This window comes from Blautia sp. An81 (genome assembly GCF_002161285.1).
GTDB classification, from domain to species: Bacteria; Bacillota; Clostridia; order Lachnospirales; family Lachnospiraceae; genus Blautia; species Blautia ornithocaccae.
Genome location: NZ_NFHH01000006.1, coordinates 33,352 through 47,741 on the forward strand (window position 1 = coordinate 33,352; position 14,390 = coordinate 47,741).

13 protein-coding genes and 7 tRNA genes are annotated in these 14,390 nt (G+C 43.3%); 2 read left to right on the forward strand and 18 right to left on the reverse strand.

Going from position 1 to position 14,390, the window contains the following annotated elements; genetic code table 11:
- Position 1: 1 nt before the first annotated feature.
- The 4 genes from rd to B5G33_RS07015 form a co-directional block, all read right to left on the reverse strand.
- Positions 2-163 carry a rubredoxin gene (rd, locus tag B5G33_RS07000; protein WP_087271818.1) on the reverse strand — a complete coding sequence of 54 codons (162 nt, stop codon included), beginning with the start codon at positions 161-163 and terminating at the stop codon, positions 2-4.
- A 211-nt stretch (positions 164-374) separates the two neighbouring features.
- On the reverse strand, positions 375-1,709 hold the full coding sequence (locus tag B5G33_RS07005; protein ID WP_087417167.1) for a Na+/H+ antiporter family protein: 1,335 nt from the start codon (positions 1,707-1,709) through the stop codon (positions 375-377).
- An 85-nt stretch (positions 1,710-1,794) separates the two neighbouring features.
- Positions 1,795-3,330 carry a histidine ammonia-lyase gene (hutH, locus tag B5G33_RS07010; protein WP_087271812.1) on the reverse strand — a complete coding sequence of 512 codons (1,536 nt, stop codon included), beginning with the start codon at positions 3,328-3,330 and terminating at the stop codon, positions 1,795-1,797.
- 305 nt (positions 3,331-3,635) lie between these two features.
- Positions 3,636-6,497, reverse strand: a complete 2,862-nt coding sequence (locus tag B5G33_RS07015; protein ID WP_087417168.1) for an AAA family ATPase — start codon at positions 6,495-6,497, stop codon at positions 3,636-3,638.
- A gap of 158 nt (positions 6,498-6,655) precedes the next feature.
- Between B5G33_RS07015 and B5G33_RS07020 the strand changes: the two genes are divergently transcribed.
- Together B5G33_RS07020 and B5G33_RS07025 are read left to right on the forward strand one after the other, a co-directional pair.
- Positions 6,656-7,048: a DUF3783 domain-containing protein gene (locus B5G33_RS07020; protein WP_087271806.1), complete on the forward strand. Its 393-nt coding sequence runs from the start codon at positions 6,656-6,658 to the stop codon at positions 7,046-7,048.
- A gap of 93 nt (positions 7,049-7,141) precedes the next feature.
- Positions 7,142-7,909, forward strand: a complete 768-nt coding sequence (locus B5G33_RS07025; RefSeq protein WP_087417169.1) for a polysaccharide deacetylase family protein — start codon at positions 7,142-7,144, stop codon at positions 7,907-7,909.
- A 31-nt stretch (positions 7,910-7,940) separates the two neighbouring features.
- Here the strand turns inward: B5G33_RS07025 and B5G33_RS07030 are convergent.
- From B5G33_RS07030 to B5G33_RS07095, 14 genes are all read right to left on the reverse strand, one after another.
- Positions 7,941-8,021: transfer RNA gene (locus B5G33_RS07030), tRNA-Leu, on the reverse strand.
- Between the two features lie 66 nt (positions 8,022-8,087).
- Positions 8,088-8,160, reverse strand: a tRNA-Lys gene (locus B5G33_RS07035).
- A 10-nt stretch (positions 8,161-8,170) separates the two neighbouring features.
- Positions 8,171-8,242: transfer RNA gene (locus B5G33_RS07040), tRNA-Gln, on the reverse strand.
- Positions 8,243-8,260: 18 nt separating this feature from the next.
- Positions 8,261-8,334: transfer RNA gene (locus tag B5G33_RS07045), tRNA-His, on the reverse strand.
- A 29-nt stretch (positions 8,335-8,363) separates the two neighbouring features.
- Positions 8,364-8,437, reverse strand: a tRNA-Arg gene (locus B5G33_RS07050).
- 24 nt (positions 8,438-8,461) lie between these two features.
- Positions 8,462-8,532 (reverse strand) — tRNA-Gly (locus tag B5G33_RS07055).
- A 5-nt stretch (positions 8,533-8,537) separates the two neighbouring features.
- A tRNA-Pro gene (locus tag B5G33_RS07060) sits at positions 8,538-8,612 on the reverse strand.
- 167 nt (positions 8,613-8,779) lie between these two features.
- A complete protein-coding gene (locus B5G33_RS07065; protein ID WP_087271800.1) occupies positions 8,780-9,265 on the reverse strand; it encodes a metallophosphoesterase family protein in 486 nt (161 codons plus the stop codon).
- Positions 9,266-9,285: 20 nt separating this feature from the next.
- On the reverse strand, positions 9,286-9,885 hold the full coding sequence (locus B5G33_RS07070) for an XTP/dITP diphosphatase (RefSeq protein WP_087417170.1): 600 nt from the start codon (positions 9,883-9,885) through the stop codon (positions 9,286-9,288).
- Positions 9,886-9,891: 6 nt separating this feature from the next.
- Positions 9,892-11,061, reverse strand: coding sequence for a THUMP domain-containing class I SAM-dependent RNA methyltransferase (locus B5G33_RS07075; RefSeq protein ID WP_087271794.1), 1,170 nt, complete (start codon positions 11,059-11,061; stop codon positions 9,892-9,894).
- Positions 11,061-11,603 carry a phosphodiesterase gene (gene yfcE / locus B5G33_RS07080; protein WP_087271790.1) on the reverse strand — a complete coding sequence of 181 codons (543 nt, stop codon included), beginning with the start codon at positions 11,601-11,603 and terminating at the stop codon, positions 11,061-11,063. Before yfcE ends, B5G33_RS07075 begins: the two co-directional genes overlap by 1 nt.
- A gap of 37 nt (positions 11,604-11,640) precedes the next feature.
- Complete coding sequence (locus B5G33_RS07085; RefSeq protein ID WP_087271950.1) at positions 11,641-11,991, reverse strand: rhodanese-like domain-containing protein; 351 nt, start codon at positions 11,989-11,991, stop codon at positions 11,641-11,643.
- Between the two features lie 151 nt (positions 11,992-12,142).
- A complete protein-coding gene (locus tag B5G33_RS07090; protein ID WP_087271787.1) occupies positions 12,143-12,328 on the reverse strand; it encodes a hypothetical protein in 186 nt (61 codons plus the stop codon).
- Between the two features lie 589 nt (positions 12,329-12,917).
- On the reverse strand, positions 12,918-14,114 hold the full coding sequence (locus tag B5G33_RS07095; protein WP_087417171.1) for an ATP-binding protein: 1,197 nt from the start codon (positions 14,112-14,114) through the stop codon (positions 12,918-12,920).
- Positions 14,115-14,390: the final 276 nt, after the last annotated feature.

The window sequence follows — 14,390 nt, forward strand, 5'->3', positions numbered from 1 at the left end:
ATCAGTCTTCCGGAACAAAGTCTTCTTTGCCTACGCCGCAGATTGGGCATACCCAGTCTTCTGGCAGATCTTCAAAAGCTGTTCCTGGTGCGATTCCGCTATCCGGATCACCTACTTCGGGATCATATACATATCCACATGGTTCACATACATATTTCTGCATCGTTTCGTACCTCCTATAAAATTCAGTATTTCAGCTTTTTCCTAAAGCTATACTCAGTCTATCACATTTCTCTGCATGTTACCAGAGTATTTTCGTACAGTTTTATTTTTTTCATCAAGAGCAGAAAAAAGAATTCTCCATACAGTGAAAAGTCTGCCCCATTATGAGGCAGACTTTTCATTAAAGGTTTCATTATGTAACTATTCTTCTATTACAGAATCTGTGCTGCAATGATGGCTGCGATCATCAGCGGGATATTAAAGTGCAGGAATGTAGGTACACAAGTATCCCAGATATGGTCATGCTGTCCATCAGCATTCAAACCAGATGTTGGTCCAAGGGTTGTATCAGAAGCAGGTGATCCTGCATCGCCCAGAGCTGCTGCTGCAGACATCAGAACGATAGTTGCTGCAGGAGAGAATCCCATCTGATAGCACAGAGGCACATACAGTACTGCAAGGACAGGAACTGTACCAAAGGAAGTTCCGATACCCATAGTAACCAGCAGTCCGATGAGTGTAATGATAGTTGCTGCAATCCACTTGTTGCCGCCCATTAAGGAAATCGCGCTTTGTACCAGAGCATCTACTGCTCCTGTGTTCTGAAGTACAGTTGCAAATCCGCCTGCTACCAGCATAACGAATGCAATGAATCCCATCAATTTTACGCCACCCTGGAACTGGTCATCAATATCCTGCGGTTTTACAGCACGGAAGATAAACATTACAAGCAGACCGCCTAAGGCTGCTACCGGCAGAGAACTGAATACGATCTGAAGGACTACAACTACTACCAGCGCGATCAGAGTTACCCAGTGTTCACGTTTCAAATGCAGGTCTTCCAGCTCATGTACGCCTTCCAGAGGAATATCTTTATATTCTCTTGGTTTTCTGTATGAAACGAACACAGCGATAGCCAGACCGATGAGCATAGATACAGCAAGAATCCAGTTTACAGATGTAATCTGTCCTATGGTGATATTCCATCCCCAGGAAGGATCTACGTTATCGTTAATATTATCGCGGATGATAGTCATGAAAATCAGACCAAATCCCATAGGGATTGCGATATACGGCGCCTTATGACCGAAAGCGATAGTACATGCCACACCACGTCTGTCCAGCTTCATCTTATTCATCATAGATAAAAGCGGCGGAACCAGAATTGGAATGTATGCGATATGGATCGGTACAATGTTCTGAGATGCACAGGCGATTACCAGCAGGATTGCCAGCAATATCCACTTATTTCCCTTTACGATTTTTGCAATCTTTTTAGATAAAATTTCTGTTATTCCCGTATAGGCCATACAGGATGCCAGAGTTCCCAGGAGCACGTAAGCCAGAGCTGTTTCTGCGTTACTGGAAAAACCGGTGGTAATAGAATTCATAATGCTGACACCCTCGTCTGCCACAATCGGAAGTCCTCCGATAAGTCCTGCTACAAACAGGGAAATCAGCATGGACAGCAATACGTTTACCTTTAACAGGCAGAGCACACACAACAGTATAACTGCCACAATTACAGGATTAAGTAAATTTGACATAGAAATACCTCCCTCTTTTTTACATAGCCGCCTCTGTCAAAGGGGTCCCTCTCAAAATACAGAGGCGGCAGTTTTCACACCTTCTTTATTTTGTTTCAATTTCTCCGCCAATAGCTTCTTCTACGGCTTTTACTAATGAACCATCTGCAATGATCTGTTCGCAGTAATTGATATCCCCGTACAGCTCTCTGTCGTCGTCCAGAGTAGCCACTTTACTGCGCACCAGGTCGTAAGCTGCCTGGGTTCCTTTTCCAAGGCCCTTATTTCCTCTCATATCGATTCCCTGGCAGGCAACCATCAATTCCATAGCCAGTACTCTTCTTACGTTTCCGGCGATTTCTCCGGCTTTTCTGGCTGCAATGGTTCCCATAGATACATGGTCTTCCTGTCCTGCAGAAGATGGAATACTGTCTACAGATGCCGGATGAGCCAGCACTTTATTCTCTGATACCAGAGCTGCTGCGGAATACTGAACAATCATAAATCCAGAGCATACGCCGCCGTGTGGAGTCAGGAATGCAGGAAGGTTGCTGTAAGCAGGATTTACCAGACGCTCAATTCTTCTCTCAGATACGTTTGCCAGTTCTGCTACACCGATTCCCAGGAAGTCAAAGCTTAATGCCATTGGCTGTCCATGGAAGTTTCCTCCGGAGATGCCGGCCTGATCTTCTTTGAAGATAATCGGGTTGTCAGTCACAGAGTTAATCTCAATATTTACCTTATCCAGCACGTAGTTGATGGCATCCTTGCTGGCTCCGTGAATCTGCGGTGAACATCTTAAAGAATAGGCATCCTGTACACGGATTTCTCCCTGACGGGTAGTATTTTTACTTCCCTCCAGCAGTCTCAGCAGGTTTCTGGCTGTAGCAAGCTGTCCAGAATGTGGACGTACCTCATGAACTCTTGGATCCAGAGCATCTACTACACCATTCTGAGCTTCGAAGCACAGTGCATCTGTAATATCTGCTACCTTTAACAGGTTCAAAGCATCGTAAACGGCCAGAGCACCAGCAGAAGTCATGGCCTGAGTACCGTTATTCAGCGCCAGTCCTTCTTTTGCTGACAGTTCAATAGTAGGAATTCCTGCACGTTTCATGGCTTCTGCGCCTGGAAGCAGTTCTCCCTGATAGTAGGCCATGCCCAGTCCCAGCATAGGCAGTACCATATGGGACAGCGGAGCCAGATCACCGGAAGCTCCAAGAGAACCTTTTTCAGGAATAAAGGCTGTTACTCCCTTATTCAGCATATCCACCATGGTCTGTACAGTCTCAAGACGGATACCAGAAAATCCCTTTACCAGATTATTGATTCTCAGAAGCATAATTCCTCTGGCAATATCCTCTCTAAAAGGATCTCCTGCGCCTACCGCATGAGTAATGATCAGATTTTTCTGGAGGGCCTTGCACTGGTCCTGGGAAATCACCACGTCACTGAACTTTCCGAATCCGGTGGTGATTCCATAAACTACTTTTTCCTCTTCCACCAGCTGATCTACTACTTTTCTAGATTCAACAATCTGCCTTTTTGCTTCTTCTGCCAATTCTATTTTGGCATGGTCCCGACAGATGGCTGCAATCTGATCCAGTGTCAGGTCTTTACCCGTAATCATTATGTTACTCATATCACACCCTCTTTTCGTTATATTATAGTATGTAAAAAATTATACATCTTAGGGTGTCTAAAAATCGTCAACAGGCGTCAAATTGCATAACATCTTCTCTTTTTATTTTATTTATTTTGTTATTTTTACATTAATACACTCTATTAGCATGTCACTTATGCGCATTTTTGCCAAATTACCTTTTTAAAGTTTTATCGTGCAAAAGTCAAAAAAACACACAAGTCAGCAAGCCTTGTACGCTGTCCGCTGCCATAAGAAAAGACCGGCTGTTCCAACAGACAGACACAGTCTTTTTTGTGAAAGGCTTATTTTAATTCTCTCTCTACTTCCCTCAGAAGCAACTCTGTAGAAGGATTTTTTATTTTCTCTGAAATTCTCCGGCTCTCTTTAAAATATTCTCTTGCCTCTTCCTTTCTTCCGATTTTCAACAGCAGAAGGGCCATACAGGCCTCGGCTTTTTCTCTTCCCCAGTAATATCCATGGCGCTTCAGACATTCTATGGCCTCTTTGAGGTACTTCTCTCCCTCTTCGTATCTGCCCTGAAGCAGACGTACCTGTCCCAGGCCGGAATAGAACTGTCCCAGGCCGTTAGCCATTACTTTGTCAGTCCCTGTTTTCAGCGCAGTTTCATAATAGCCTGCTGCTTCTTCCAGTTTCCCCTGTTCTCTGTATAAATCTCCCAGATATCCGTAGCAGGCGGCAATACTGATATGGAGACATCCCTCCTGAGACTCTGGCTTCTGGAAAAGCTCAACTGCCTCCAGGAACTTCTCCTCCGCTTTCTCGTAGTCTTTTTTATACAGATAATACCAACCTAAAAGCCGGGTAAATACTCCCCTTTCCTCATTTTCCTCTTCCTGGAGAAGAGCAAATCCTTTATCCAGATATTCCTTCACCAGTTCTGGGGCTTCCACCTGGATTCCGTAAAAGCTCATCTGCTTATAACAGTTCAGAAGTGTTTTTACACTGCCAAGCTTTTCCGCCAGCTCTATGCTCTGCCGGATTCCCTCCAGCCCTAGCTCATATTCTCCCTGGGCAATATTATACCGGCCCTTTAAATAGTACATTCGCATTTTCATTTCCTGTACTTTAGGGGAAGTATCCGAAAGGCGGATCACCTCATCAGCCAAGTCCATCATCTGAGCGGCTCCTGCAGCCAATGCAGGTTCTTCCTCCCCTTCTTCAATCTCCCAATGGAGAATAGGAAAGTTCTCATTGACCAGAGTATAGTATTCATTAAGATAGGCAATTTTATATTCATAAGTCTTTGCCTGGTCATGGCATCTCTCATAATGATAGATTGTCATAGGAAGGGTGGGAAAATTGGGTTTTGTTTTCCCCTGTTCCTCATAATACTTTGCCAGTATCTGGTGGCAGACTCTTCTCTTTCCCTGACTCTGATGCTCATAAATATATTCCCGGAAAACTCTGTGGACAAATTCATAATATATATTCCAGCCTACAAGCGTTTCCTTTATCAGATGTCTTTCCTGGAGCTTTTCCAGTATCCGCACAAGAGTCAGTCTGTCCATATCCGGCAGCAGCAGTTCCAGCTCCTCTATAGTGATTTTTTCCGGAAATACAGACATACAACTGAGCACCTGGTTTTCAGCCTCTGGCAGCCCTGCCAGACGGGCCTTGATCACATTATTGGCTTTTGGCGATATTTCAAGGGTAAATCCTTTCTCTTTAATGTAATTGATCATCTCCATTAAAAAGAAAGCATTTCCTTCTGTCATCTCGTAAATCTGCTCTTTCTTTTCATTCTCTTCGTCTAACTGGGGAAGATGCCGGTGGAGCAGCTCCTCTGTCTCCTGTTTTGTAAACGGCTCAATGGAAAAAGTGGTAAGAAGATCCTGGCGAATCAATTTTTCCATTGCTTCTATAACTTCCTGATCACTGTTTTGATTATAAGTACATATAAAAAGGATTTTCTCTGTCCCCAGAGTAAGAAGGAGTCTGTTAAGAAGCTGAAAGCTCATGGTGTCCATCCACTGGACATCATCAAAGAAAAGCATCAGCCTGTGGCTTTTGGTAAGCTTCCTGCACATTTCTATGGCAACGCGCTCAATACTCTGGAAAGAGGGCTGCCGGATTTCTCCTGGCTTTTCTCCTCCTGTGCCTCTGATGAGCTGATGGAGCTGCTGCTTTTCCTCCTGAATCAAATCTGCTTCAAAAATCCCGCTCTCTACACACTGCTCCAGTTCCCAAAAAATATCATTCCATGGCCGAAGATAAAACTCTTTTTCTTCAGAATAGCAGGCCGCGTGGAGAATAACCCTCTGATACCCCTTAGCCATCTGGGCCGCTTTATTCAATAGAGCGGTTTTTCCCACTCCTTCCTCTCCTGCAATAGCCACACATCTTGGAGCTCCAGACTGACCAATGCCAGTAATGCACTGGCTGATCTGATAGATTTCCTGAGTTCTTCCTACAAAAGATACATTCCAGCTCTCTCCTGTCTGTGCTACATTCCCCTTAACATTGAAAATACGGTGAAACAACTGTGTGATCTCGCCAGAAGGCTCCACTCCCAAATCTTCTGACAGAGTCTTTTCCAGATCATAATAGAGCTTTATAGCCATATTATAGTTTCCTCCAGCTGCGTAAATCTCCATGATTTCCTGGTAAAGTTCCTCATTGTACGGATCCTGCCGTATCAGCATATTTCCATATTTCTGTACCTGTCCCATATCCTTTTGTATGTTTGCCTGGAAAAGCTTTTCTCTCACGGATTTCATAATATGCTGATTATACTGTTCCCGCATGGATGAAACCCATTCTTCAAATTCATAGCAGTTTTTAATATGAAAATGTGACAGAAAACCATCTTCTTCACTTTCAGGAATATAGTCTTCCCCTATCTTATCCCAGTCAATTTCCGGCATACTGAGAGGATTCAGGGATATGCCCGTATGTCCTTCCGTAACCAATATTTCCTTTCCCAAAAGCTTCTTTATCTGATATACAGCTTCTCTCAGATTCTTTCTTCCTACATTCTCGTTATCCGCGCCCCAGAGGACATAGATAATCTCTTCTCTTGTGATGTCTTTTTTCACACAGAGATAATAGAAAAAACCCTCTGCTTTTTTATAAGGAAAGTTTACTCGTTTTCCATTCAGTTCTACATATGGTCTTCCTAAAAGATGTACATTAATCTTATCCAATTTTTCATCCCTCTCTGCTTACTTAGCCCTAAGTATACGAAACAGGGAGGGGATTGTCAATAATTACAGTTTATCCAGAAATCTTTTTGAAAACCGTTGAATTTTACCGGCACTGAGTATATGATTAAATTAACAGATTACAGCAGAGGGGGACGCATATGATTGTTCGCAAGCCAATGATTTTATACTATGACAACGGACAGGAAGAAAAAAGGAAATCCATGGAAAAAGCCCTGAGCCATATGGGCATCGATCTGGTACCCGTTACAGCGGCTCATCTTCTCCAGACAGTAGGACATCTGGCAAAGGTAAAAGGATTTCCCCCAAGGAAAATACCGCCCTTCCAAAGCACACCTGAAGTTACCAAAGATGTTCTCATCATGTGTAATTTTACCGAGGAAAAGCTGGACATGCTCCTGGATTCCATGAAAAAAGGATTGTTTCCTCAGGTGGCTTTAAAAGCCGTTCTCACAGCCCAGAACTGCTTCTGGACTTTTGCTCAATTATTTCAGGAACTGGAAGAGGAGCACAGCCATTTCTACAGTGAATAACACAGGCGCCGCATTTTTTGTCGGCGTCTGTGTTATTTTTCTGCAGCAGTAAGCATACAATCATATCAAGTCTGTTCTGAAAGGCAGCTTATAATGTCAAAACGAATCTTTAATACAGTCCTTATCCTGGGCTTTACCGCTCTTCTTATCCTGTGCGGAACAACCTACATTCCACGATTCATTTCTGTAGCAAACACTTCCGGCAGCCGGAAACTTCCCATCTACTGTGTAGAAACGGATAAACCCCAGATTTCCCTCAGTTTCGATTCAGGCTGGGGAAATGAATACACACAGACTATTCTGGATATCCTGGCCGCCCACGATGTAAAGGCAACCTTTTTCATGACTGGACAATGGGTGGACAGTTATCCCGAAGAAGTAGTAAAAATATATGAGGCAGGCCATGACCTGGGCAATCACAGCCAGAGTCATCCCTATATGAGCCAGCTGGAAGAAGCCGAACAGGTCCAGGAACTTATGAGCGTCCACAACAAGGTAAAACAGCTCACCGGCCACGATATGTTCCTTTTCCGGGCGCCTTACGGCGACTATAATGACCAAGTCATCTCCTGTGCCAATGAAAACGGATACTACCCCATACAATGGGATATTGATTCTCTTGACTGGAAAGACTACGGCGCCCAGGATATTATCCAACGGATAACGGAAAATGAAAAACTGGGAAACGGAAGTATTATTCTCTGTCATAACGGCGCCAAATACATCACCAACGCTTTAGATACCGTTATCACTACCCTTCAGGACAAAGGATATGAATTTGTTCCTATTTCCCAGCTTATCTATAAAGATCATTATTCTATTAATCATGAAGGACGACAGATACCGGAGACAGATTCATAAACATCCTCTCCGGTATCTATAAAAATTCAACTGCGGATAACAGGACTTGAACCTGCACGTCGTAGACACCAGAACCTAAATCTGGCGCGTCTGCCAATTCCGCCATATCCGCATAACATATATTATTGAAAGAAAAAAGGCTCAAATCCATTTATGGATTTAAGCCACTCCTACAAAGTGAAGCATCGGGGATTCGAACCCCGGACAACTTGATTAAAAGTCAAGTGCTCTACCGACTGAGCTAATGCTCCATAATGTCAACTGGGCTAGCTGGATTCGAACCAGCGAGTGCAGGAGTCAAAGTCCTGTGCCTTACCGCTTGGCGATAGCCCAAGACCGCCTTACGGCTAAGGTGGATAAAGGGATTCGAACCCTTGGCCTCCAGAGCCACAATCTGGCGCGCTAACCAACTGCGCTATACCCACCATATTTATTGATGCATTTTATATGCAAGCGTGCTTGGAGGGATTCGAACCCCCGACCCACGGCTTAGAAGGCCGTTGCTCTATCCAGCTGAGCTACAAACACATCAGCATCAGATATTGATGCAAGAGCGGGTGATGGGAATCGAACCCACATATCCAGCTTGGAAGGCTGGTGTTCTACCACTGAACTACACCCGCATGAATCGGGGTGACAGGATTCGAACCTGCGACCTCCTGGTCCCAAACCAGGCGCTCTAGCCAAGCTGAGCCACACCCCGTGGTGTTTTTTTCTTGCCGTCAGCACCTTCGCTTGACGACGAAGTTAAATATACCATACGAAAAAACAAAAGTCAACACTTTTTTTATAATTTTTTTCATATTTTTTTCACTTCTGTTTTTTAGTTTCCGGGGATGGGACACAGCGGCAGTATTTCTCCGGCTTCTTCTAATTTTCTATGTAGTTAATCGTATAATGGGCCTCTCCTTCCCGGTCAATTTCCATAAGCATATAGCTGGGTTTTCTTCCCCATTGCCTTGGATAGGAAAGGCTCCCCGGATTCAGGACCGTCACATGGTCGTCAATATCAATCTCCGGGCGATGAGTATGTCCATACATAACGATATCTATATTTCTGGAACGGGCCTCCTCTTTCAGTCTGTCTGTTCCCACAGAGACTCCATAATAATGACCATGGGTGATCAGCACACGGTATCTTCCCAGCTGAAACTCTTCTTCCCGGGGAAGGTCGGAGAAAAAATCATTATTTCCTGATACCATATGAACAGGACAGTCCGCCAATGCTTCTATATAATCTTCATGGCCCTCAATATCTCCCAAATGAATAAAGAGATCTGTCTGTCCCACTTTTTCTATTACTTTTTTCAAGTTTCTTTCATGACCGTGGGTATCGCTGACTATTAATATTTTCATATCTTTGCCCCTCGTTTTACTTATAATATCTCTTCTTTCTCCAATATCTCCTTCATTTTTCTCAGAGCGTTTCCTCTGTGGCTGATGCTGTTTTTTTCTTCCGGGGGAAGCTGTGCAGTGGTCATTCCCCGCTCTGGGAGATAAAAAATAGGGTCGTATCCAAAACCGTTCTCTCCCTTTTCCTCGTATCCGATCCTTCCCTCTACAGTGCCTCTTACCACAAATTCTCTTCCATCAGGAAACACTGCGGCAATGGCGCAGACAAAGCGGGCAGTACGCTTTTCATCCGGCACCCCTTCCAGACGGTCAATAAGGTTCTGATTCTTAATTCTATAGGAAGTATCTTCTCCCATATATCTTGCGGAATAGATGCCCGGTTCCTTATTCAAATAATCAATCTCCAGGCCGGAATCATCGGCCAGCACCATTTCTCCTGCCAGCTTACAGATGGCCCGGGCCTTGATCAGGGCATTTTCCTCAAAAGTGCTGCCGTTTTCATCAACATCCGCATATACTCCCGCCTCTTTCATTGACTGGATCTCCAGAGGAAGCTCTCCCAGGATTTCTCTGATTTCTACCATTTTATTCTCATTGCCTGTGGCAAATATCATTCTTCTCATGTTCTTCTATTCCTTCCCTTCCTGCAGGACTTTTCTTTTAGGCGGCTTTGGTCCCGGAAACTGGTAAAAATATGTCTTCATCATGCCATTGTAGATTTTCCGGTTTTTGTCTGCTTTTCGGCCAATATACTTTTCTGCATCTGTAAAGGCTGTTATCACATACAGAGACCAGGAGTCCAGACCTGCAAAACTTTTTCCCAGGCTGGTATAAATGGCAGGCAGATTTTCTCTTTCCTCCAGCCGTTCTCCATATGGAGGATTGGTCACAATAAATCCATACTTTTTAGAGTGTCTCAGGTCTTTCACATCTCTGGCCTGAAAATGGATAAGCTCTTCCACTCCTGCGACTCTGGCATTTTCTCTGGCTGCTTTTATCATCTGGCTGTCCAGGTCATATCCCTGGATATCTGTCTGTATATTTCTGTTTACAAGACTCTCCGCTTCGTCATGGGCATAATACCAGTGTTTTCTGGGAATCAGATTTTTCCAGTCCTCAGCCAGAAAAGTACGGTTCATTCCCGGAGCAATATTGGCGGCCATCAGGGCTGCTTCTATAGGAAAAGTACCGCTGCCGCAGAATGGATCCACCAGAATCCTGTCCTTATTCCAGGGCGTAAGCATAAGAAGGGCTGCTGCCAGGGTCTCTGTAATAGGCGCCTTACTGGTGAGACGGCGGTATCCCCTCTTATGGAGAGAAACGCCGCTGGTATCTATACCTATAGTTGCCTGGTCTTTCATAAAGGCCACCCGGATAGGGTACTCTGGCCCATCCTCTGCAAACCATTCTACATGATAAACCTGTTTCAAACGTTCCACTATGGCTTTTTTCATGATAGACTGGATATCAGAGGGACTGAAAAGCTTGCTCTTTACAGAGTTTGCCTTAGCTATCCAGAATTTTCCGTTGACTGGGATATACTTTTCCCAGGGAAGGGCCTTGGTTTTTTCAAAAAGCTCATCGAAGGTTTCTGCCTTAATCTGTCCTGCTTTCAGGAGAATCCTCTCTGTAGTCCTGAGAAAAATATTTGCTCTGGCTATTGCACCGGCGTCCCCCAGAAAGGTCACCTTTCCATCTTCTACCTGGCTGATCTCATATCCCAGGTTCTGAATTTCTCTTTTTAAAACCGCTTCCAGACCAAAGTGGCAGGGCGCGATCAGCTCATATCTCTCATCCATTAAAGCTGTAACTCCTTCACAATTTCTCCTTCAAAGCCACGGATGCTGAAAATTCCATTCTCCAGGACAGCATAGGTAGGGATATTTCCTTCTTTTGGAATAGATACAGAGCCCGGATTGAGGATTGTATAGTTTTCTTTCTTATCAGCCCGGAGCACATGAGTATGTCCATGAATAAATATATCGCCGTTTTTCATAGGAGGAAGATTCTCCTCATTGTAAACATGTCCATGGCTGCAGTAGATCGTGCGCTCTCCGTCCATCAGGATACAGTAATCTGCCATGATGGGAAATTGCAGAACCATCTGGTCCACCTCTGCGTCACAGTTTCCCCGGACAACATAAAGGTGCTCCTTCCATTGATTGAGCATGGCGATCACCTGTTTGGGAGCATAGTCCTTTGGAAGGTCATTTCTGGGGCCATGGTACAGCAGATCTCCCAGCAGGACCAGACGGTCTGCCTTTTCTTTCTGGTATGCTTCCAGCATCTTATTGCAGTAATATGCGGAGCCGTGAATATCTGATGCAAACATATATTTCATATCTTCTGTTCTCCTTTAGTCTTTTTCCCTGAGATTCTCAGAGATTTTCAGGTATTTTATTCTTTATTCTACTATGACCAGCAGGAAAATACAAGTTTGAACCTTGATAACATCGGATTCCTCCCACTACGGATTTCACCCTGAATCCCATCTTCATCAGCTCCCTGGCTGCAAACAGGCTGGCGCTTCCTCTCTCGCAGTATAAGACCAGAAGTTTCCGCCTGGGTATTTTTCTGCACTTCTCAAGCTCCTCATAAGGAATGTTTACAGCGGTTTTCAGATGGCTTTTTTCATAAGCTTCTTTCTCCCGCAGATCTATGATGACGGCATCCTGTCTGCCGATATAAGAATCCAGTTCTTCCGCAGAAACAGTGTCTATACTCTGCATGAAAAAAATACTCCTTTTTCTTTTAGTATATGCAGCAAAAAGGCTGCCTCTCTTAGCAAAGGCGCATATGCTCTTTTTAAGAAAACTATATGTAGAAAAAGCTGCTCCGGCAGACCTTTTCGGTCCCCGGAGCAGCTTTCATGTCAGCCGATTAATACTCGGATTTAAAAGTATTTTTGTTAGCTGATGTGTTTTTATTCTTGGCTTTTCCAGAATTCTGCGCATTTTTCTCTTTGTTGCTTTCGTAACTATCTGAGCAGTTTTCTACAAATGTATTTCTGCTGTTGGATGCTCCTGATTTGTTTTTGCTGTTTTCGCTGCTATAATTCTTAGCCATTATCATTACCTCCTGATTGAACATTTTTGTTACAATCCTAGTATTTCTACATTGTGTGAAAATATTCTCCGGGAAATTGTTAAAATATTGTTTTTTTATTATGAACAGGCAAAAATAAATCTTGCAGAAATTTTTAAGAAAAAAATAATATTATTGCTTTTTTTTTCCTTTTATATTATAATATGGGTTGTAAAAAGAATTTACCCTTCAAAAAATTTTTTTTACATTATAACCCCTTATTTAATTATTTATACTCCCCTCGAAATGCTCTGCAGCTCCCCTGCAGGGCATTTCTCTTTGGATCTATCGGGGTTTTCAGGGTTAGCCCTCTTTCACCTTCGCACTTTAATGTGTGAAATTCTCTTACCTGTACCCAACTTTTACCCAAGATGGCTTTCCGGCCTCTTCCACCCATAACCTTGCAGTTCCAGGGAAAGGGGCGCTAACCATGTTTGAAGCTTATGATGACATATTAACTGTGGAAGATGTATCTTCAATTCTAAAAATTGGGATGACTCAGACCTATAAAATCCGGCTTGAGGAGATAAATTCCTCTTGCCGGATTTTCTATAAACATTTTCAGGTATTTCTACTCATCAGCTTCAATACTCTCTATGATTAAATCAGGGTTGATTCTTTTTAAGTACCTATCAAACTGTGGCACAGTAAAATCAATCTCACCATGCCCAGTAGAATAAATAATTCCCTTGCTGATAAGCTGTGCTCTGGTGGGTGATATAGAGCTTACCCTTTTTCCTAAAATCTTCGCCACATTGGAAATCGTACATGGCAAACTTCCACATCTGACCATAGCAAACAAAAAATCATGCTCTTTTTTCGTGCAGCGATCATATCGTATTTTAAAGAATCCCTTATCCAATTTGTCCAGAAAAACTGGTATCACACGCTCTACATCGGATTTTTTAATAATCTCGCTCCCTGTCTCTTCCCAAATTGTATTACATAGTTCCTGAATAAAAAATGGATATCCCTTGCTCCATTCTTTTATTTCTTCTACTGCTTCTTCTTCATACTGAACCCCCAGCTCCGTTGCCGGTTTAACAATGGCGTCCGTTGCCGCATGGTCAGATAGCTCTGCAACCTCAATATATTGAAATAGTCTCTCGGAATAAAATTTTACCTCCCCCAAAATTTTCAAGATCTTGGGAAGGCCTGCACCATATATCGTAATGGGTAATCGCAGTTGGTTTACCCTGTGTAACGCATTTATCAGAGCCTCCATTTCATTAGGCTTCATATATTGAATCTCATCTACGAAAAAACAGATTGCCCTTTTTGCCTTTGCTGCCATTCGTCCCATTGCCACAAACATTTCTGTCAGATCATCTGACAGGACCCCTGAAGATACATACATAGAGGGTTCTGCAATCCCTGCTGTAAAGGTTTGTTCTTCTGGATTATAAGTCACCTGAAATGCCTGGAGTATTCCCAATGCCTTATGTCCTAAATCTTTTACGGATTCTATGACACTCATGCGGTGAATAATTTTTTTAGAGGCATTTGCTATCTGAACAATAAAGCTTCTTTTTTCTGCAATCTCGATGTGAGCATACAAAATGTCCAATTCTTCTGCCTTTTCTTCAATAGCATTCAATAAAACTGTTTTTCCTACCCCTCGCAGTCCATAATAAATAACAGGCTTTTGCGGATATCCCATTGCTACTGCTTCTAATATTTTATCTGCTTCTTCCAGCATAGATTCACGGCCTGCAAGGTAACGGGGCATGGCTCCTGCCCCTGGTGTATACGGTGACGCATATCTCATGACAGCCTTCCTCCTTCCACTATTTTCTCATTATAACTGAAACTCTCTTTTTATACAATCATATTTGCTGCAAAAGAAAAAGGCAGAATCTCCATAGGAGACTCCGCTTCTGTTTTCTTGTTTCTAAAACTTCCAATTTCCCATTGATCCTACCCAATTTGTACCCAACTTTTACCCAAGATTCCACATTCTAACATGATCCAGTACAAACTATACAATGCAGAAAAGCCTTGATTTATAGGCATTTTAAGCCCATAAAGCACAGTATAATTTATA